The organism is Amycolatopsis marina (genome assembly GCF_900111885.1).
Lineage (GTDB): Bacteria > Actinomycetota > Actinomycetes > Mycobacteriales > Pseudonocardiaceae > Amycolatopsis > Amycolatopsis marina.
Map to the genome: position 1 here is coordinate 625,075 of NZ_FOKG01000001.1, position 18,280 is coordinate 643,354.

The 18,280-nt window shown below is 68.0% G+C and carries 17 protein-coding genes and 1 tRNA gene; 7 read left to right on the forward strand and 11 right to left on the reverse strand.

All coding sequences use genetic code 11. The features are described 5' to 3' along the window. Nucleotides 1-120: 120 nt before the first annotated feature. The 3 genes from BM199_RS03100 to BM199_RS03110 are packed head-to-tail and all read left to right on the forward strand — an operon-like array spanning nt 121 to nt 2,251. Nucleotides 121-1,053, forward strand: coding sequence for a class E sortase (locus BM199_RS03100; RefSeq protein WP_091669763.1), 933 nt, complete (start codon nt 121-123; stop codon nt 1,051-1,053). Next, nucleotides 1,053-1,208, forward strand: a complete 156-nt coding sequence (locus tag BM199_RS33705) for a hypothetical protein (protein ID WP_091668997.1) — start codon at nt 1,053-1,055, stop codon at nt 1,206-1,208. Before BM199_RS03100 ends, BM199_RS33705 begins: the two co-directional genes overlap by 1 nt. Further along, a complete protein-coding gene (locus BM199_RS03110) occupies nt 1,205-2,251 on the forward strand; it encodes an LLM class flavin-dependent oxidoreductase (RefSeq protein ID WP_091669000.1) in 1,047 nt (348 codons plus the stop codon). The genes BM199_RS33705 and BM199_RS03110 overlap by 4 nt, the downstream gene beginning before the upstream one ends. Here the strand turns inward: BM199_RS03110 and BM199_RS03115 are convergent. Further along, nucleotides 2,220-2,621, reverse strand: a complete 402-nt coding sequence (locus BM199_RS03115) for an SCO5389 family protein (RefSeq protein ID WP_091669003.1) — start codon at nt 2,619-2,621, stop codon at nt 2,220-2,222. The genes BM199_RS03110 and BM199_RS03115 overlap by 32 nt on opposite strands. Before the next feature lie 150 nt (nt 2,622-2,771). Then, entirely contained in the window at nt 2,772-4,160 is a 1,389-nt protein-coding gene (locus BM199_RS03120) for an FAD-dependent oxidoreductase (RefSeq protein WP_091669005.1), read from the reverse strand. A gap of 174 nt (nt 4,161-4,334) precedes the next feature. Here BM199_RS03120 and BM199_RS03125 point away from each other — a divergent pair, with 174 nt between their 5' ends. Genes BM199_RS03125 through BM199_RS03135 form a run of 3 tightly spaced genes read left to right on the forward strand, consistent with a single transcriptional unit; the run spans nt 4,335 to nt 6,447 of the window. Further along, complete coding sequence (locus BM199_RS03125) at nt 4,335-4,970, forward strand: aminodeoxychorismate/anthranilate synthase component II (protein WP_091669008.1); 636 nt, start codon at nt 4,335-4,337, stop codon at nt 4,968-4,970. 2 nt (nt 4,971-4,972) lie between these two features. Continuing rightward, nucleotides 4,973-5,815 (forward strand): ABC transporter ATP-binding protein, encoded by an 843-nt coding sequence (locus BM199_RS03130; RefSeq protein ID WP_091669010.1) that lies wholly within the window; start codon nt 4,973-4,975, stop codon nt 5,813-5,815. After that, nucleotides 5,803-6,447: a hypothetical protein gene (locus BM199_RS03135; protein WP_091669015.1), complete on the forward strand. Its 645-nt coding sequence runs from the start codon at nt 5,803-5,805 to the stop codon at nt 6,445-6,447. The genes BM199_RS03130 and BM199_RS03135 overlap by 13 nt, the downstream gene beginning before the upstream one ends. A 54-nt stretch (nt 6,448-6,501) precedes the next feature. On the opposite strand, the gene pknB is transcribed toward BM199_RS03135, so the two are convergent. The 7 genes from pknB to BM199_RS03170 form a co-directional block, all read right to left on the reverse strand. After that, entirely contained in the window at nt 6,502-8,490 is a 1,989-nt protein-coding gene (gene pknB / locus BM199_RS03140) for a Stk1 family PASTA domain-containing Ser/Thr kinase (RefSeq protein WP_091669017.1), read from the reverse strand. Then, nucleotides 8,487-9,911, reverse strand: a complete 1,425-nt coding sequence (locus BM199_RS03145) for a serine/threonine-protein kinase (protein WP_091669767.1) — start codon at nt 9,909-9,911, stop codon at nt 8,487-8,489. Before BM199_RS03145 ends, pknB begins: the two co-directional genes overlap by 4 nt. 4 nt (nt 9,912-9,915) lie before the next feature. After that, nucleotides 9,916-11,385: a peptidoglycan D,D-transpeptidase FtsI family protein gene (locus BM199_RS03150; protein WP_091669020.1), complete on the reverse strand. Its 1,470-nt coding sequence runs from the start codon at nt 11,383-11,385 to the stop codon at nt 9,916-9,918. Continuing rightward, complete coding sequence (locus BM199_RS03155) at nt 11,382-12,866, reverse strand: FtsW/RodA/SpoVE family cell cycle protein (RefSeq protein WP_091669022.1); 1,485 nt, start codon at nt 12,864-12,866, stop codon at nt 11,382-11,384. The genes BM199_RS03150 and BM199_RS03155 overlap by 4 nt, the downstream gene beginning before the upstream one ends. Continuing rightward, complete coding sequence (locus tag BM199_RS03160; protein WP_091669025.1) at nt 12,866-14,242, reverse strand: PP2C family protein-serine/threonine phosphatase; 1,377 nt, start codon at nt 14,240-14,242, stop codon at nt 12,866-12,868. Before BM199_RS03160 ends, BM199_RS03155 begins: the two co-directional genes overlap by 1 nt. Next, nucleotides 14,239-14,703, reverse strand: a complete 465-nt coding sequence (locus BM199_RS03165) for an FHA domain-containing protein FhaB/FipA (RefSeq protein ID WP_091669770.1) — start codon at nt 14,701-14,703, stop codon at nt 14,239-14,241. Before BM199_RS03165 ends, BM199_RS03160 begins: the two co-directional genes overlap by 4 nt. A gap of 171 nt (nt 14,704-14,874) precedes the next feature. Next, nucleotides 14,875-16,194, reverse strand: coding sequence for an FHA domain-containing protein (locus BM199_RS03170; RefSeq protein WP_091669028.1), 1,320 nt, complete (start codon nt 16,192-16,194; stop codon nt 14,875-14,877). Between the two features lie 127 nt (nt 16,195-16,321). Here BM199_RS03170 and BM199_RS03175 point away from each other — a divergent pair. Then, nucleotides 16,322-16,407: transfer RNA gene (locus tag BM199_RS03175), tRNA-Leu, on the forward strand. A gap of 228 nt (nt 16,408-16,635) precedes the next feature. On the opposite strand, the gene BM199_RS03180 is transcribed toward BM199_RS03175, so the two are convergent. Both BM199_RS03180 and BM199_RS03185 read right to left on the reverse strand, forming a co-directional pair. Next, entirely contained in the window at nt 16,636-17,007 is a 372-nt protein-coding gene (locus BM199_RS03180; protein ID WP_091669031.1) for an FKBP-type peptidyl-prolyl cis-trans isomerase, read from the reverse strand. A gap of 95 nt (nt 17,008-17,102) precedes the next feature. Next, on the reverse strand, nt 17,103-18,128 hold the full coding sequence (locus BM199_RS03185; protein ID WP_091669032.1) for a fatty acid desaturase family protein: 1,026 nt from the start codon (nt 18,126-18,128) through the stop codon (nt 17,103-17,105). Between the last annotated feature and the right edge of the window lie 152 nt (nt 18,129-18,280).

Below are 18,280 nucleotides of genomic sequence, written 5' to 3' on the forward strand. Positions count from 1 at the left end.
AAGGGAGCTTGCGTGGCATCGCGCGACCAGCCGAGACCGCGGAGGTATGTCGGACCCCACTCGGTCGATCCCGACACTGTCGTGACTCGCCCTGTGGATCCCAACGCCGACACGACCGTGATGCGCCCGGTACGCCAGGAGCGGCCCGAACGGCCCGAGCGGCCCGTGCGCCGGAAGGAGCCGGGCGGGGCGGACCGGCCGCCTCCCCGGCGCAATCGCACCGCCCCGCCCGCACAGGGCGGTGGTGGCGGTGGCAAGGGACGCATCATCGTCCGCAGCTTCGGCGAGCTGCTGATCACGGCAGGACTGGTGGTGTTGCTGTTCGTGGTCTACGAGCTCTACGTCACCAACCTCATGTCTGCGGAACTGCAGCGCGAGGCAAGTGCACAGCTCGACGACGACTGGTCCCAGCAGCGTCAGTTGCAGAGCGACCTTCTCGAAGGGGAGGCCTTCGCGCGGATCTACATCCCCTCGTTCGGTGCCGACTACCAGTTCACCGTCCAGGAGGGGGTCGGCTCCGACTCGCTGGAGATCGGACCTGGGCACTATCCCGACACCGCCATGCCGGGCGAACCGGGCAACGTCGGTATCGCGGGCCACCGCGTGGGCAAGGGTGCTCCGTTCAACGACCTCGACCTGCTCAAGTCCTGTGACGCCGTGGTCGTCGAGACCGTCCAGAGCTTCTACGTCTACCGGGTACTGCCGATGCAGGACGAGATCCAGGGCTGGGAGAGCGGTAAGGGCATCGAGCCCAAGTGCGCGGGCGTTCCCTCGTTGTTCGACGCCGCCGCGCCGGAGGGCGGGGATTACGGCGAGACCTACGGCCGCCGCATCGTGCTGCCGGGCCGGGGTGACGCCGTGGCTCCGGTGCCGTACAAGCCGGACAGCGACCGGGCGAAGGCCGATCAGGCCGCGTTGATGACGCTGACCACCTGTCACCCGCAGTTCTCGGACAAGGAACGGCTGATCATCCACTCGGTGCTGACCAACGAGTTCCAGAAGCAGCCGGGTGCCACCTACGCCGGTCTGCTCGAGAAGATCGGGGAGGCCTGATGTACGGCTGGATCTGGCGGCATCTTCCCGGACCGGTACCGGTCCGCATCGTGCAGGCGATGCTGCTCGTCGCCGGGGTGGCCGCGCTGCTGATGTTCGTGGTCTTCCCGTGGGTCGAGCCGATGCTGCCGTTCAACGACGTCGCGGTGGAGTGAGCGGCGCCGGGACGCGGTTCGGCGTCTTCCTGGTCAGCGGCCGGTTTCCCGGTCAGCAGGATGCGCAAGTGCTGCGCCGGTCCGTCCGGCTCGCGCTCGCCGCCGAACACGCGGGTTTCGACGACGTCTGGTTCGCCGAACACCACTTCATGTCCTATGGGGTGTGCCCCTCGGCGCTGACGCTGGCCGGGCACGTGCTCGGCCGAACCAGGACGATCGAGGTCGGCACAGCGGTCAGCGTGCTCTCGACGACGCATCCGGTCGCGCTGGCCGAACAGTGGTCGATGCTGGACGCGGTCTCCGACGGCCGGGTCCGGCTCGGTGTCGGCCGCGGCGGGCCATGGGTGGATCTCGAGGTGTTCGGCACCGGGCTCGACCGGTATGACACCGGGTTCGCGGAGTCACTCGACCTGTTGCTGGCCGCGACCCGCGGGCCCACGGTCAGCGCCGCGGGGAGTCAGTTCGCGTTCCGCCAGGTCGAACTCGTACCGCGCGCACAGCAGCCGGTCGCACCTGTGGTGGCGTGCGGGTCGCCAAACTCGGATTCGGTCCTGCTGGCCGCGCGGCGCGGGCTGCCGATGCTGCTGGGCATGCACGCCGACGCGGAGGAGAAGGCCTGCACCGTGCAGGCCTACCGGGATGCGGCAGGTGCGCACGCTGTCCCGCACATCTCCACCGTGCTCTGCCAGGTCGGCGACGATCGCCGGGACGCCGAGCGGGCGGTACTGAGATCGCTGCCCGGCTGGCTGGGTCCCGGCCTGGCGGCGCACCGGCCGGTGGACGGGCGGGCCCGCGCGAGGAAGGACCCCGCTGCCTACGCCGAGCGGCTGTGTGCGATCCATCCCGTCGGCGGCGCCGCCGAATGCGCGGACCGGCTGGCCGGGGACATCCGGCGTACCGGCGTCTCCCACGTGATCATGATGGTGGAAGCCACCGGTACGCCGGAACGCACCCTGGAGAACCTCGAGCGCATCGGCGCCGAGGTGCTGCCCGCGGTGCGGGCGAATACCGTCAGCAGTCCCGCAGTTCGGGGCTCTGGTTGAGCAGCTGACCACGCGGAGAGATGAAGGCCCGGTAGCGGTCGGTGTCGACGGTGCCGTCGGCAGCAGGCCGGAACGCGCCCACCCGATGGCAGTTCTGGAAGGCCAGTTTCACGCCGAAGTGCCGTTCGAGACCACCGCGGATCGCGTCCGAGGCCAGCGCGCGCAGCAGCTGGCCACGCTCGGCCTCGCTCGGCGGTGGCGTCTCGTGGTCGGCGAACCCGTCCTTGGTGACCTCCAGGTCGGCGATCACCGTGGTGATCACTTCCCAGGCGTACGGCAGCGATTCTCGCACGCAGGCGACGAACTCGGCGTCGTCGACTTCGCCGCGCTCGGCTTTCTCGAGCAGGGTTGGCGAAACATCGAGAGACATCGAACCTCCTGTAGTGGCCGGTGCGGCCGCGCTGGCGGCCGCCATCCCTGGCTACTGGACTCGAGAGGTCACCGACAAGTGGAAATGAAGATCTTTACCGATATGGATGCAGGTGATGTCGCTGCGTGATCAACGAAGTCACCCGGTGGGTCAGGCCTGGTGTTCCCTCGAGACCCGAACCATCTCCGTGCGCTCGACCACCTTGACCCGCTCACGGCCCTGCGGCTCGCCGAGTGCGCGCTCGTGGGCGTCCAGCCTGCCCCAGCCTTCCCAGGTGGTGAACGGCACGCCGCGCTCGTCGAGGAATTCGAGAATGGCGTCCGGGTCCGGCTGCTTGGCCTCGGCCAGCTCCTCGACGTCCGCGAGCAGGCTGTCGATCGTTTCGGCCGCGTCGCCCTTGGTGTGCCCGATCAGTCCGACGGGCCCGCGCTTGATCCAGCCGGTGACGTAGATGCCGGGCATCTGCTCCTCGTCCAGGTCGAGCACGCGGCCCGCCTGGTTCGGGACGGTGCCGGTGGTGTTGTCGAAGGGGATCTCGGCGAGATTCGAGGACAGGTAGCCGACCGCTCGGTAGACCGCCTGCACGTTCCAGTCGTGGAACTCGCCGGTGCCGCGCACGTTGCCGTCCCCGGTGAGCTCGGTCCGCTCGGTCCGCAGGCCGGTCACTCCGCTCTCGTGGTCGCCGAGGACCTCCGACGGGGAGTGGAAGAAGTGCAGGTGCAAGCGTTTGCGCCCGGCGTTGGCGCTGTCGGCGGGGTCGCTGTGGTCGCGAATCGCCCATTCCTGGAGCGTCTTGACGACCATGTCGACCTGCTTCGAACCGCGGATGGCGGTCATCGAGCCCTCGTCGAACTCGATGTCCTCCGGGTGGACGATCACCTCGACGTTCGGCGAGTGGTCCAGCTCCCGCAGTTCCATCGGCGTGAACTTGGCCTGCGCGGGTCCGCGCCTGCCGAAGACGTGCACGTCGGTGACCGGGCTGGCCTTCAGGCCCTCGTAGACGTTCGGCGGGATCTCGGTGGTGAGCAGTTCGTCGGCGGTCTTGGCCAGGATGCGCGCCACGTCCAAAGCGACGTTGCCGACGCCGAGTACGGCGACGCTTGTCGCGGTCAGCGGCCAGGTCCTCGACACGTCCGGGTGGCCGTCGTACCAGGAGACAAAGTCCGCGGCGCCGTGGCTGCCGGGCAGTTCGATACCCGGGATGTCCAGCGGCCGGTCGGCGCTGGCGCCGGTGGAGAAGATGATCGCGTCGTAGAACTCGCGCAGATCGTCGAGCTTGATGTCGCTGCCGTAGTCGACGTTGCCGAGCAGCCGGATGCCCGGGCGGTCGAGCACCTTGTGCAGGGCGTTCACGATGCCCTTGATACGTGGATGGTCGGGTGCGACGCCGTAGCGGATCAGGCCGAAGGGGGCAGGCATCCGCTCGAACAGGTCGATATTCACCTCGACCCCGGCCTTCTCGGCCTTGTCCAGGATGTCGGCGGCGTAGATGCCGGCCGGACCGGCCCCGACGATGGCCACACGCAGTCGACGGCTCATGCCCTACCTCTTCACAGTCACGGATCAGGTCCCAACTGTCCACGGTAAAGTAAGGTTGCCCTAAGTTTCACTGTGATCTGACGTACCGTCCAATATCTGGGCTTCCCATTGACCTCCACCTAGGTTGAGGTTGTATGGACGGGCTCCAGTGGTGGCACACGCTAAGGTGAGGGCATGCGCGTGCTCGTCGTCGACAACTACGACAGTTTTGTCTACAACCTGGTCCAGTACCTGGCCCAGCTCGGTGCCGACTGCACCGTCTGGCGCAACGACGTCGTCGACCTCGACCGCGTGCCGGAGTTCGACGGGGTGCTCGTGTCCCCAGGGCCTGGCACACCGGAACGCGCAGGTCAGAGCATGGACGTGATCCGCACGTGTGCCGAGTCCAGCACCCCGATGCTCGGTGTGTGCCTCGGCCACCAGGCGCTCGGTTCGGTCTTCGGGGCCACCGTCGACCGGGCGCACGAACTACTGCACGGCAAGACCAGTCAGGTGCACCACTCGGGAGCGGGAGTGCTCGCCGGACTGCCGGATCCGTTCACCGCGACCCGTTATCACTCGCTGACCGTGCTCCCCGACACGATCCCGGGGGAGTTCGAGATCACCGCGCACACCGAGTCCGGCGTCGTGATGGGTATCCGGCATCGCGAACTGGCGCTGGAAGGCGTGCAGTTCCACCCCGAGTCCGTCCTCACCCAGGGCGGGCACCGAATGCTGGCCAACTGGATGGCATCGGCGGGCCATGTCGTCGCGCCCACCACGGTGAACTCGCTGGAAGCCGCGACGAAGGCGCTGCAGGCCGCTGCCTGACCGTGCTGCGGCTGCGGGGAGTCAGCAAGCGCTACGGCCGTGGCGCGGTCGTGCTCGACAGGGTCGACCTCACACTGGCCGAGGGCCAGGTCGTGGGTCTGCTCGGAGGCAACGGTTCCGGGAAATCGACATTGCTGCGGATACTCGCCGGGCTGTCGGCACCCACCTCCGGCGCCATCACCGGACCGGTGCTGCGCGGTGCCGTCGGGTACCTTCCCGATCGCTTTCCCGCCGCGACGAGGATGACCGTGCGGTCCTATCTGCGGCACCTCGCGCGGATCAGCGGTGTGCCCGCTTCCGTCGCGGACCGACGCGGCGAGAAGTTGCTGGACCGGCTCGCCCTGGTCGGTGGACCCTCGACGCCGCTGCGCGAACTGTCCAAGGGCAACGCGCAGAAGGTCGGTCTCGTCCAGGCCGTGTTGCACGAGCCGAGACTGGTCCTGCTGGACGAGCCGTTCTCCGGCCTCGATGTCTCCGCTCATCACGTGGTCGGGGAGCTCATCGCCGCGACAGCGGGCCGAGGTGGTTGCGTCGTGTTCACCGAGCACCGGTCGGCTGTCGCCGCGGAGTACGCCGACGTCCTGTACCAGGTCAGCGGGAGGACACTGGCACCGTTCACGGCACCGGAGCCCGCCTGTCCACGGGTTCGGATCGTGCTGGCCACCGCCCTTGCCGACGAGTGGACCGCTGAGCCGGGGGTGCTCGATGTGACCGAGCGCGAAGGGCTCGTGGAACTCGTCGTCGACTCGGCACGCTGTGACGAGACTTTGCTGCTGGCGTTGCGCAGGGGGAACTCGGTGCGCGTGGTCGAGCCGCTGGAGGTGGGCGAGTCTTGCTCGCGCTGACCCGCTACCAGCTCGCCGTGCTCGGGCACTCCCAGCGCTACCTGCCACCGACTCTGGTCTACCTGGCGTCCGTCGGCATCGTGTTCAACCATGGGTCGGCCCCGGTCGTTCCGGAGTTCGCCGTCACCGCGGGTGCGCTCTGTGCCGTCGCCTGCTGGCTGACAGTCGCGCTGGTGGACGCGGAGGACCCGATTCAGCGACTGGTCACCAAGAGCCACACGCGCCGCCGCGGCGCGGTCCCGCTGGCCGTCGCCTGCTCCGTGCTGATCTGCTGTGCGGCACTCACGACAGCCGTGGTGCTCTGGGTGCTGTGGCGGCGTGAGTCGGTCGAGGCCGGGTCGCTGGGCTTCGGCGTGCTGGCCCAGTCGGCCTGCTCCTGTCTCGGAGTGGCGATCGGGCTGGCATGCTCGCGGCTGCTCGTTCCCCGGATCGGCTACAGCGTGCTGATCGCGGTGTTCGCCCTGCTGGCCGTGCTGTTCGTCCGACCGATACCGCTGGTCAACCCGATGCTCCGGGCGATGGGTTCGAACGAGAACCTCAGCACCGCCGTCCCGCTCGGCGCGGCCGCGAGTGCTCTGGCACTGGCCCTCACGATCCTGCTGGTCACCGCGGTCTCCGCCCGTCGCAGCTGAACACATCCCCCCGCCGAGAATTCGTCGATGAATTCCCGGCGGGAGCTGGTGCGATCAGTTGTTGCCGCCTCCGCCCGGGAGACCGGGCAGGCCGTTCTCCGAGGACTCCGTGGAGCCGTCCTGCTCGCCGATGACGAACGTGATGTCCTGATCCTTGGTGATCTTGCTGCCTGCCGACGGGTTGGTGCTCGTCACCCGGCCGACCTGGTCGGAGTCGGAGACTTCCTCGGTCTCGACGGTCTTGTTGCCGGACCAGCCCAGCTCCTGCAGCTCGGTCGTCGCCTGGTCCTCGGTCATCCCGGTCAGGTCCGGCATGTCGATCTGCTGCTGGGAGCCGTTGGAGACATCCAGGGTGATGGTGCTGCCCGGGGCGGCCTTGGCGCCGTTGGGCTGCTGGCGCACCACGATGCCCTCGGGCTGTTCGTCGTCGACGTCGTTGCGCTTCACGTCGAAGCCCGCGTTCTTCAGCGCGGCACTGGCTTCCTCGAAGGTCTTGCCCTCGTAGTTCGGGACGTCCACCAGGTCCTGGGACTTGCCAACGGTGATGGTGACGCTGCCGCCCTGCTCGATCTTGGAGTTCGCCTCCGGGGTCTGCCCGATCACCTTGCCGATCAGGTTCTCGTCCGTGACCTCTTCCTCGTTGACCGTGGGGTCCAGCAGCAGTCCCTGCTCGTTGAGCAGCGTCTCCGCCTCCTCGCGGGTCTTGCCGTCGAGGAGCGGCACGGCCACCTCCTTCGGCTCCGCGCCGATGGACAGGGTGATCTCCGTGGATGTCGGTACGGTCGTACCGACCTTGGGATCGACCGCGAACACCTTGCCGATGTCATCGGGATCGCAGGGTGGTGTCTCGCCCTCGGGCACCGCGTGGCACGGGACCATTTTCGGGTCTCCGAAGGCGGTGAAGCCCTCGTTGCGCAGCCGATCCTCGGCCTGCGTCTGCGGCTGGCCGAGAACATTGGGAATCGGGGCCTCTTCGGCCGGGCCCTTGAACAAGCCGCTGAGCCACATCACGAACGCGATCAGGGCGACCGCGAGGACCACCAGCGCCGCGATGAGCCAGTTGCGCTTCCTGCGCCTGCGCCGTTCCGCTTCCTCGTCGTACTCCGCCCCGTCGTAGTCGTCGTAGGCGTCCGGCTGCCTGCGGCCGGCGTTCATCACCTGGGTGCGCTCGTCGTCGCTCATCACCATCGGCGCGGAGGGCCGCTGGCCGGACAGGGTCCGCACCAGGTCGGACCGCATCTCGGCGGACGACTGATACCGGTTCGCCGGTCCCTTCGCCAGTGCCTTGAGCACCACGGCGTCCAACTCGGGGGACACGGCGGGGTTCGCGACGGAAGGAGCCTGCGGGTCCTCCCGCACATGCTGGTAAGCGACGGCGACGGGTGAGTCGCCGGTGAACGGCGGCTCACCGGTGACGAGTTCGTACAGCACACAGCCCGCGGCGTAGACGTCACTGCGGGCGTCCACCGACTCGCCCCTGGCCTGCTCGGGCGAGAGGTACTGCGCGGTGCCGATCACGGCCGCGGTCTGCGTCATCGCCGACTGGCCGTCATGGATGGCGCGGGCGATGCCGAAGTCCATCACCTTGACGGCGCCGTTCTTCGTGATCATCACGTTGGCCGGCTTGACATCCCGGTGCACGATGCCGTGCCGGTGGGAGAAGTCCAGCGCCGCGCAGACGTCCGCCATGACCTCCATGGCGCGCTTCTGCGTCATCGGACCCTCGGTCTTGACGATGTCGCGCAGGGTCCGGCCCTCGACGAACTCCATCACGATGTAGGGGAGCGGACCGTACTCGGTCTCCGTCTCGCCCGTGTCGTACACCGCGACGATCGCCGGGTGGTTCAGGGCCGCCGCGTTCTGCGCCTCGCGCCGGAACCGCTCCTGGAACTGGGGATCCCGCGCCAGGTCGGCGCGCAGGATCTTGATGGCCACCTCGCGGCCCAACCGGACGTCGTGTCCGTGGTGCACCTCGGACATGCCGCCGTAGCCGAGCGTGTCGCCCAGCTCGTAGCGATTTGAGAGCAATCGGGGTGCGCTCATCGATCCGTGCCGTCCTGTCCCGTCCACAGTGTGCCCATCATGCCTTGTGTGCCGTCGTTATCCGGTGAATGCCGCCCGTGTCCCGGCCGGTCGTTCCCATAGGAAGAGGTGCCCTTCGCGTCTCCGAGGGGCAGACGATCGGGTGAGTTCGCGGCTGGGCGCGCCGACGTCCGCAGTAACCCTGCGGGCACCTGCTGTTCCGTCGGATCACCCTGCTCCCGCGTTACGGAGTCACGGAGGTCGCGCCCGGTGCCCGGCCCGCTGTCGTCATCGGGTCGCATCAGGCGGGGCAGCAACAACGCGAGCCCCACGATCAGCACCACCATGACGAGCGCGAGCAGGACCCACAGCGCTGTGTGGTTGCGCTGGCGCGCCTGCGGTACCGGACCGACGCCGGTGACCAGGTGCGGATGCGGTGCGGCGCCTGCGGGCGGGGACACCGGGTGCATGGCCGGGTGGGAGCCCGGCCCGACCGGCGTCTGGCCGGTCATCGGTCCCTGCGCCCCGGTCTGCGCCGACCCCGCGTACCCGGCGTTCACGAGTCCTGCGGGCGCGGGCAACGGATGTCCGGCGCGAACCATGGCGACGGCGTGCGCGAACTCACCGCCGCTGGCGTAGCGCCTGCGCGGGTCTTTCACCATCGTCGCCTCGATAACCGCCCGTGCGTACGGCGGCACGTCCGGCGGTAGCGGCGGCGGAAGGTCGCGGATGTGCATCATCGCCACGGTCACCGCGTTCTCGGACAGAAAGGGGCGGTGACCCATCAGGCACTCGTACCCGCAGACGGCCAGCGAGTAGACATCGCTCGCGGGCTCGGCGTCGTGGCCGAGTGCCTGCTCCGGCGCGATGTAGTGCGCCGTGCCCATCACCATGCCGGAGCGTGTGACGGGGGCGGCGTCGGCGGCCTTGGCGATGCCGAAGTCGGTCAGCTTCACCTGACCGGCCGGGGTGACCAGGATGTTGCCCGGTTTCACGTCCCGGTGCACCAGCCCACGTTCGTGCGCCGCCTGCAGCGCGTGGCCTGCCTGTTCGAGGATGTCGAGTGTGCGCTCCGCCGAGATGCGCCGCTCCCGGGCCAGGATGCCGGCCAGCGGCTCGCCCTCGACCAGCTCCATCACCAGGTAGGCGATGTGCTGCGGCTCGGTCTTGCTCTCGGCGCTGTGGGTGCCCGGCTCCACGGTCTCGCCGTAGTCGTGCACCGCCGCGATCCCGTGATGGTTCAGCGAGGCGGTGGTCCGCGCCTCGGTACGGAAGCGGTGCAGGAACTCGGCGTCGCCGGACAGTTCGGCCTTGAGGATCTTGACGGCCACCGTGCGGTCGAGCCGGGTGTCGTTGGATTCCCAGACCTCGCCCATACCGCCGACGGCTATCCGGCTGGTCAACCGGTAGCGATCGGCGAGCAGCTGTCCGGACGCGAGCATCTGCCTACCCACCCCCGAGCGCGGCATTGATCGTGGACCGGCCGATCGAGGCCGCGACGGAGCCGCCGGTGGCGGCGAGACCGCGGTTGCCGCCGGATTCCACGATCACCGCGACGGCGACCTTCGGGTCCTTGGCCGGGGCGAAAGCCGTGTACCAGGCATGCGGCGGCGTCTCCTTCGGAGCGGTGCCGTGTTCGGCGGTACCGGTCTTGGACGCGATCTCCAGGCCCTCGCGTTTGCCGCCACCCTTGGTGTTGTTCTCCGAGGCGATCATCATGTCGCGGAGGATGGTGGCGTGCTCCTGCGACATCGCGGCTTCGCCGGTCAGCTCCTCCGGGTCGAAGGACTCGATGTCGGACAGATCCGCGGCGATGTAGGAGTCCACCAGATTGGGTTTCATCGGCACGCCGCCGTTGGCGACGGTCGAGGACAGCAGCGCGACCTGCATCGGCGTCAGCCGGACGTCGCGCTGGCCGATCCCGCTCTGGTAGAGCTCCGGATCGCCGGGCAGGTCACCGAGCGCGGAGGGGGCGACGCGCAGCGGTACCCGGAGATCGGTCATCCCGATGCCGAACTTGGCCGCGGCCGCACGCAGCTTCTCGGCGCCGAGGTCGGCCGCTATCTCGGCGAACGCCGTGTTGCAGGAGTAGGCGAGCGCGTCCGCGAGGGTGTCACCGGGGCACGGCTGGTGCCCGAAGTTCTCCAGGTCGCCCACCCCGCCGGGCAGGTCGACCTCGGCGGCTTTGGTGACCTTGCTGTCCGCGGTCATCCCGTTTTCCAGCGCGGCAGCGGTGACCACCAGCTTGAAGGTCGAACCGGGCGGGTAGGTCTCGGAGATTGACTGGTTGAGGATCGGATTCGCCTCGTCCTCGGTGTACTTGGTCCAGGCTTCTTCCTGCACCTCCGAATCGTGGGAGGCGAGCTCGCTCGGGTCGTAGGACGGGGTGGAGACCATGCCGAGGATGTCGCCGGTCTTCGGATCCAGCGCCACAACGGCACCCTGGTAGCCGTTGTCCACCATGGCCTTGTACGCCGCTTCCTGCACCTTGGGCAGCACGGTGACCCGCACGTTCCCGCCGCGCAGATCGCGCCCGGTGATCATGTCCGAGAGCCTGCGGACGAACAGCCGCGGGTCGGAACCGTTGAGAATCTCGTCGGAGACGCGTTCGAGCCCGTACGCGCCGTACCGGATCGAGTAGTACCCCGTCACCGGCGCGTACACCGGTCCGTTCGGGTAGGTCCTGATGAAGTTGTACTTGTCGTCCGAGGGCTTGACCCCCGCGAGGATCTGGCCGCTCTCCGCGGAGACGATCTGGCCCCGCTGGCGCGAGTACTCATCCAGCAGCACTCGCTGGTTGCGGCTGTCCGCGCGGTAGTCGTCCGCCTTCACCACCTGGATGTAGGTCGCGTTGACGAGCAACAGCGTGACCATGACCAGCATGGCGACGCCGACCTTGCGAAGTGGTGTGTTCACTGTGCCCCCTCGTACCCGCCACCAGCACCGCCCGCACCCTGCGGCCGTTGCACCATCACGGTGTGCGCCTCCGCCAGCGGCGCCTGCTGCTGCGGGCGTGGCTTGGGCGGGGCCTGCGGGCGTCTCGCGGCATCGGAGATACGCAGCAGGAGGGCGACCAGAATGTAGTTCGCCAGCAGCGAGGAGCCGCCGTAGGACAGGAAAGGCGTGGTGACACCGGTCATCGGGATCAGCTTCGTGACCCCGCCGACGATGACGAAAACCTGCATGATGATCGTGAACGAAAGGCCGCCGCCGAGCAGCTTGCCGAAGGTGTCGCGCACCGCGAGGGCACTGCGCATTCCCCGCATCGCCAGCAGCAGGTAGATCATCAGGATCGCGCTGAGCCCGACGAAGCCCAGTTCCTCACCGAGCGCCGAGGTGATGAAGTCCGTGTTGGCCGCGGGCACGATGTCCGGCCTGCCCGCGCCGAGGCCGGTGCCACCCAGTCCGCCGGTACCGAGTCCGAACAGGCCCTGCGCGATCTGGTAGCCGCCACCCGCGTCGTAGTAGGTCTCCAGCGGATCGAGCCAGTTCGCGACGCGCTGCTGCACGTGCGTGAACAGGTTGTAGGCGATGATGCAGCCCGCGAAGAACAGGCCCAGCCCGACGACCACCCAGATGATCCGCTCGGTCGCGACGTACAGCATCACCAGCACGACGCCGAAGAACAGCAGCGACGTGCCGAGGTCCTTCTCGAACACGAGGATGCCGAGGCAGGCAACCGCCGCGATCAGAATCGGGCCGAGGTCCCGCGCACGTGGAAGCTCGACGCCGAGCACCCGCTTGCCCGCCGCCATGAACAGATCCCGCTTCGAAACCAGGAACGAGGCGAAGAAGATCATCAGCAGGATCTTCGCGAACTCGGAGGGCTGAATGGAGAAGCCGGGCAGTTTCAGCCAGACCTTGGCGCCGTTCACCTCGGACAACGAGCTCGGCAGCAGCGCGGGCAGCGCGAGTGCGATGATCCCGATCAGGCCGAACGTGTAGGCGTACCGGGTCAGCGTCCGGTGGTCGGAGACCACGATCAGCACCCCGAGGAACAGGGCGAGCGCGACGACGGTGAACAGCACCTGCCGCGGTGCGCTTGCCGTGTAGTCCGGGTCGTTCACGGCCTCCGCGAGATCGATCCGATAGATCATCACCAGGCCGAGACCGTTGAGCAGCGCCACGCACGGCAGGATCAGCGGGTCGGCGTAGGGCGCCCACCGCCGGACGGCGAGGTGCGCGACCGCGAAGATCGTCAGGTACGCCATGCCATACCAGAGCAGCGACCACGAGAGTTCCTGCTCCTGGTTGGCCTGCACCAGGATGAACGCGCTGGTCACGATGAACGCGGCGAAGGCCAGCAGCAGTAGTTCGGTGCCCCGCCGGGTCGGCAGTTCTCGTGGGGGGTTGGTGGCGTACTGGCTGGACTGCGGTGTCGAAATGGGTTGGCCCATCAGCGATCACCTGGTGTGGGCCTGGGGCGGCAGTCCACCCCCGGTTGCCCACCCTGCTGCGGCGCCGAGGACGCGGTCGCCGAGGTCGATTCGTTCGGCTGCTCGGCACCACCGACGAGGCCGCCGGACTCGGACTGCGGCTCGCAGTAGTCCAGCACGTTGTTCCGGCGGAGCGTGTCGATGTACTGCCGGGCTTCGGCGAGCCCGTCCCGCTTGACGCCGTTCGCGACGGCGGCACGGGCGTCCTGCTGGAGGTCAGTCAGGTTCAGCTTCTCGCACAGGGTCGCCTCCGGCGGGCACGAACCCTCCGCCTGCCGGTGCAGGTCGAATCCGAGGATGCTGCCCTGCACTCCCTGGAAGATGACCACCTCGGAGTCGGGTGACGCGCCGACGTAGTACTGCCGGAGGACGAAGTATCTGGTGGCTATCGCCGCAGCGGCCAGCAGGATCAGCGCCAGTCCCAGCGCCACCAGCAGCCGGATCCGCTTACGGCGTTTGGCTTTTGGGTCTGTCTCCGGTTCTTCGGGTTCGACCCGCTGTGGTTGTGGTGGCGGCGCGGTGAGCGCACGGGCCCGCGCGGCGGGGGAATCACCCTGATGGTTGTGCTCGTCACTGCCGTCGCCTGCGGCACCGCCCACGATCGGGGCGTCCTCACCGAAGTCGACGTCGACCACGTCGGCGACGATCACGGTGACGTTGTCGGTGCCACCGCCCTTGAGTGCCAGTTCGATCATCCGGTCGGCGCAGTCCTGCGCGTCGGGAATCTGAATCGCGTCGGCCAGGGTCTCGTTGCTGACCATGCCCGAGAGGCCGTCGGAGCACAGCAGGTAGCGGTCACCCGCCCTGGCCTCGCGCACGGTGAGGCTCGGCTCCACCTCGTGCCCGGTGAGGGCCTTGAGCAGCAGGGACCGCTGCGGGTGGGTGGCGGCCTCCTCCTCGGTGATCCGGCCCTGCTCCAGCAACTCGTTGACGAAGCTGTCGTCGCGGGTGATCTGGGTCAGCTGGCCACCGCGATACAGGTACGCACGGGAGTCACCGACGTGCACCAGCCCGAGCCGGGTTCCGGAGAACAGCACGGCGGTGAGCGTGGTGCCCATTCCGTCGAGGTCGGGGTCACCGGCGACCAGTTCGGAGATGGCGGCGTTGCCGTGCGAGACGGCCTCGCGCAGCTGGGACAGGAGGTCGTCGCCCGGCTCGTCGTCGTCGAGCGGGGCGAGTGAGGCAATGACGACCTTGCTCGCCACCTCACCGGCGGCGTGGCCGCCCATGCCGTCGGCAAGGGCAAGCAGGCGGGGGCCGGCGTAGACGGAGTCCTGGTTGCTGGAACGAACCAGGCCACGGTCGCTGCGGGCCGCGTAGCGGAGGACGAGGGTCATGGGCGAAGCTCGATCACCGTCTTGCCGATCCGGATGGGGACGCCGAGCGGTACTCGGAGGGGTGCAGTGACCTTAGCCCGATCGAGGTATGTGCCATTCGTCGAGCCCAGGTCTTCGACATACCAGTCGTCACCACGTAGTGACAGTCTGGCGTGCCGGGTGGAAGCGTAGTCGTCGTCGAGCACGAGTGTGGAGTCATCTGCCCGACCGATCAGGATCGGCCTTCCGTCCAGCGCGATCCGGGTGCCGGACAGCGCGCCGTGCGTGACGACCAACTGGCGCGGAGTCTTTCCGCCACGGGGTCTCTTGGCGTCCTTGTTCCTGCGGAACCCGGGAACCTGGACACGCAGGCCGGAGGCCGCGTAGAGATCCGAGCGAACCACGCGTAGCGCGGTCAGCACGAACAGCCAGAGCAGGATGAGAAAACCTACTCTGGTGAGTTGAACGACCAGCTCTGGCACCTGTTGTGTCAGCTCCCGCCTCATCGCGCGCCCGACTCGCGGCGGGTGTTCGCCGCGAGTCCCCCTGTGAGGTCGCCATTATGCGCCGACGCCCGCACCCAAGCCCTGCGGGATCGCCGGGTCCGCCTTCCTCCAGTTCACCAACTCCGTGAAATCGACCGTTGTCCAGGCTCAGCCCTGCGTCCGGAACACCAGGGAGGAGTGCCCGACCCGGATGACGTCCCCGTCCGCGAGCTGCCACGTCTGCACGGGGGTGCCATTGACGGTGGTGCCGTTCGTCGAACCGATGTCGGCCAGCGTCGCGCTCTGGCCGTCCCAGGTGATCTCGAGGTGGCGACGGGAGACGCCGGTGTCCGGCAGCCGGAAGTCGGCGTCCTGGCCGCGGCCGACGACGTTGCCGCCCTGCTTGAGCGAGTACGTCCGGTTGGAGCCGTCGTCGAGCTGGAGGCTGGCCGCCAGCTGGCGGTTGCCACCCTGCACGGCGGGCGGCGCGTAGCCCTGCTGGGCGTACGGGTCCGGCGGAGCCTGCTGCGGGAAGCCACCGCTCTGCGGCGGAGGTCCGGGCGGCATCGGCTGGCCTGGCTGTCCGTAGCCCTGGTCGTATCCGGGCGGCTGTCCGTACCCCTGGTCGTATCCGCCTGGTTGGCCTGGTTGGCCATAGCCCTGGTCGTAACCCGGCTGGCCGTAACCCTGGTCATAGCCGGGCTGAACGCCCGGCTGGTCGTAACCAGGAGGGGGTGGCTGGCCTGGCTGTCCGTAGCCCTGGTCGTATCCGGGCGGCTGTCCGTACCCCTGGTCGTATCCGCCTGGTTGGCCTGGTTGGCCATAGCCCTGGTCGTAACCCGGCTGGCCGTAACCCTGGTCATAGCCGGGCTGAGCACCCGGCTGTGCGTACCCGGGGTCGTATCCCGGCTGGCCCGGCTGACCGGGCTGGCCCGGCTGGCCATAACCCTGGTCGTATCCGGGCTGACCCGGCTGTCCATAGCCGTACTGGCCTTGCTGTCCGTACGGGTCGCCCTGGTCGTACTGGCCGTAGCCGGGAGGCTGGCTCATTGGTGGGTCTCCTGCGTCGCTGGTTCGTGCTGACCGTGGTGCGCCACCGGCATTCTGTGCCGAGACGTCGGGATCCACGGTCGAGCGGGTCTTGAACTGTCCAGTATGCAGCGCCTCGTTGCGCTCGAGCGAGACTACGACGTCACCATAGGTGTCCCAACCGTGCTCGGCGAGGTGCTCCGCCACCGCATCGGCGAGCACTTTGGTGACCCGTTGTTCATCGCCTGCCATCCGATCGTGGTCGGCAGCCCCCAGTGACACGATGTAGTGATTCGGGGCGAGTTGCCGGCCGCCCGCCAGCTCCCGAACATTGCCCTCACTCTCACGCTCCAGCGCCTGCGCCACTTCCTGTGTGACGACGTTGCCGCCGAACATCCGCGCAAAGGTATTGCCCACGATGTCCTCAAGGCGCCGATCAAAGCGCTGAACGCGGCCCACCGGGACGTCTCCTTCTCTGCGTATGTGCTTACCAGGCGATCGTATCTGGATTGAGGCCGTTAGACACTGGGGCCGGTGAAACCCGATCCGGGCGCCTGATACGCTTCTCTGGCTGTCGCAGTTGCTCGGGCGAGTGGCGGAATGGCAGACGCGCACGGTTCAGGTCCGTGTGTCCGAAAGGACGTGAGGGTTCAACTCCCTCCTCGCCCACCATGTTCGGAGACCTTGGTCTCCTTCCCTTCGGGGAGGTCGTTCGTATCTTCTGGGGGCCGAGCCCCCAGACCCCCACGGCGCGTTGTCTCGTCCTGGCGCGCATCGAGGGGTCGTCGCCGTACTCACCAGGCCCTGTCGGGTCGCTGATCTTCGCTGTTTTGTGGGGTGTTTCACCCTTGGCGCCCATCCGGCGGGAACTCGTGACGAATTCCCGCCGGGGGCGAGGCCTTAGCTGACGTTGACCAGGTCTACTACGAAGACCAGGGTTTCGCCGGGTTTGATAACGCCGCCGGCGCCGCGGTCTCCGTAGGCCAGGTCGGGCGGGATGACCAGCTTGCGCCTACCGCCGACCTTCATCCCCTGCACGCCGCGGTCCCAGCCAGGAATGACATGTCCCGCGCCGAGGGTGAACTGCAGCGGCTGGCCACGGTTGTAGGACGCGTCGAACTCCTCGCCGGTGGAGAAGGACACACCGACGTAGTCGACACTCACCGTCTGGCCGGACTGAGCTTCGGCGCCGTCGCCGACTGTGAGGTCGACGGTCTGCAGCTCGGTGGGCGGCGTGCCTTCCGGGCGGTCGACCTCGGGCTTCTGCGCCATGCGTTGCTCCTTCTTCGTCAGTTTTTGGGGCACCGTCCGCCAGAGTCGCGGACGATGCCCAACGGTAACCGGGCGCTCGGTCACCTTCCCCGAAGCTAGTGCGCGTGTTCCCGCCTGATCGGCTCGCCGACGCTGTGCAGATGCCCGAGGGCCTCCCGCCAGGAATCGGCGAGTCCGGTTTCGTGGTAGGGCAGGCCCAGTTCCGTGCAGTAGTTGCGGACGACGTGCTGCGCCTTCGGCAGATTCACCGTCGGCAGGTGCGGGAACAGGTGATGCTCGATCTGGTAGTTCAGTCCGCCCATCGCGTGATCGACGAACGGTCCGCCCCGCACGTTTCGGGAGGTGAGGACCTGCCTGCGAAGAAAGTCGAGCTTCTGCCCCGGCTTCAGCATCGGCATGCCCTTGTGTCCGGGAGCGAAGACCGATCCCATGTAGACACCCCAAAGTCCTTGGTGGATAACGAAGAACACCAGCGCCTTGCCCGGTGAGAGTACGAGCAGAAGTGCGGAGAGATAGGCCACCGCGTGGGTGAGCAGCAGGGCGGCTTCCAGGCCTCTGCGCTTGAGGCCGGGCCGCAGCACCGCCCGTGCGCTCGCGTAGTGCAGGTTCAGCCCTTCCAGGGTCAGCAGCGGGAAGAAGAGGAAAGCCTGCCAGCGACCGAAGAACCTGGGTATTCCCTTTGCGACCCGTGCCTGGTCCTCGGACCACACCAGAATGTCCGGCACCACGTCGGGATCGAGTTCCTCGTGGTTGGGGTTGGCGTGGTGACGGGTGTGCTTGTCCATCCACCAGCCGTAACTCATCCCGACACAGAGATTGCCCGCCAGCCGTCCGGCGATCTCACTGGGTTTGCGGGTGCGGAACACCTGGCGGTGTGCGAGGTCGTGCGAGACGAGGGCGATCTGGGCGAACATGATGGCGAAGAACCCCGCGAGCAGCAGTTGCAGCCAGGAGTCGCCGAGGGCGAAGAACGCCACCCAGCCGCCGACGAACAAGGTCGCGATCACGCCGATCCGCGCCGTGTAGTAGCCGGGGCGCCGGTCGAACAGGCCTGCTCGCTGTACCCGGCGGGACAGTTCGGCGAAGTCGCTGCCGGTGCGTACCGCGTTGTCGATCGTCATGTCACCGACTCTCGTCTCCCGCGCGGCCGGTGGTAAGCCCGCTGCCACCCCGATCGGGGGTAGGGCCAACCCCCGGATCGACGTAGTCCAGAAGAGGGGTAGAACGCGAAAAGTCTTCACAAAGTGAAGTACCCGTGGGTAACGTGCGGCTC

Excerpts from the sequence above, each read along its gene's own strand:
- BM199_RS03145 (WP_091669767.1), bottom strand. The coding sequence starts at position 9,911 with ATGCTCGCGTCCGGACAGCTGCTCGCCGATCGCTACCGGTTGACCAGC.
- BM199_RS03180 (WP_091669031.1), bottom strand. The coding sequence starts at position 17,007 with ATGGCGCAGAAGCCCGAGGTCGACCGCCCGGAAGGCACGCCGCCCACC.
- pknB (WP_091669017.1), bottom strand. The coding sequence starts at position 8,490 with ATGAGCGCACCCCGATTGCTCTCAAATCGCTACGAGCTGGGCGACACG.
- BM199_RS03125 (WP_091669008.1), top strand. The coding sequence starts at position 4,335 with ATGCGCGTGCTCGTCGTCGACAACTACGACAGTTTTGTCTACAACCTG.
- BM199_RS03185 (WP_091669032.1), bottom strand. The coding sequence starts at position 18,128 with ATGACGATCGACAACGCGGTACGCACCGGCAGCGACTTCGCCGAACTG.
- BM199_RS03160 (WP_091669025.1), bottom strand. The coding sequence starts at position 14,242 with ATGACCCTCGTCCTCCGCTACGCGGCCCGCAGCGACCGTGGCCTGGTT.
- BM199_RS03115 (WP_091669003.1), bottom strand. The coding sequence starts at position 2,621 with ATGTCTCTCGATGTTTCGCCAACCCTGCTCGAGAAAGCCGAGCGCGGC.
- BM199_RS33705 (WP_091668997.1), top strand. The coding sequence starts at position 1,053 with ATGTACGGCTGGATCTGGCGGCATCTTCCCGGACCGGTACCGGTCCGC.
- BM199_RS03120 (WP_091669005.1), bottom strand. The coding sequence starts at position 4,160 with ATGAGCCGTCGACTGCGTGTGGCCATCGTCGGGGCCGGTCCGGCCGGC.
- BM199_RS03100 (WP_091669763.1), top strand. The coding sequence starts at position 121 with ATGCGCCCGGTACGCCAGGAGCGGCCCGAACGGCCCGAGCGGCCCGTG.
- BM199_RS03155 (WP_091669022.1), bottom strand. The coding sequence starts at position 12,866 with ATGGGCCAACCCATTTCGACACCGCAGTCCAGCCAGTACGCCACCAAC.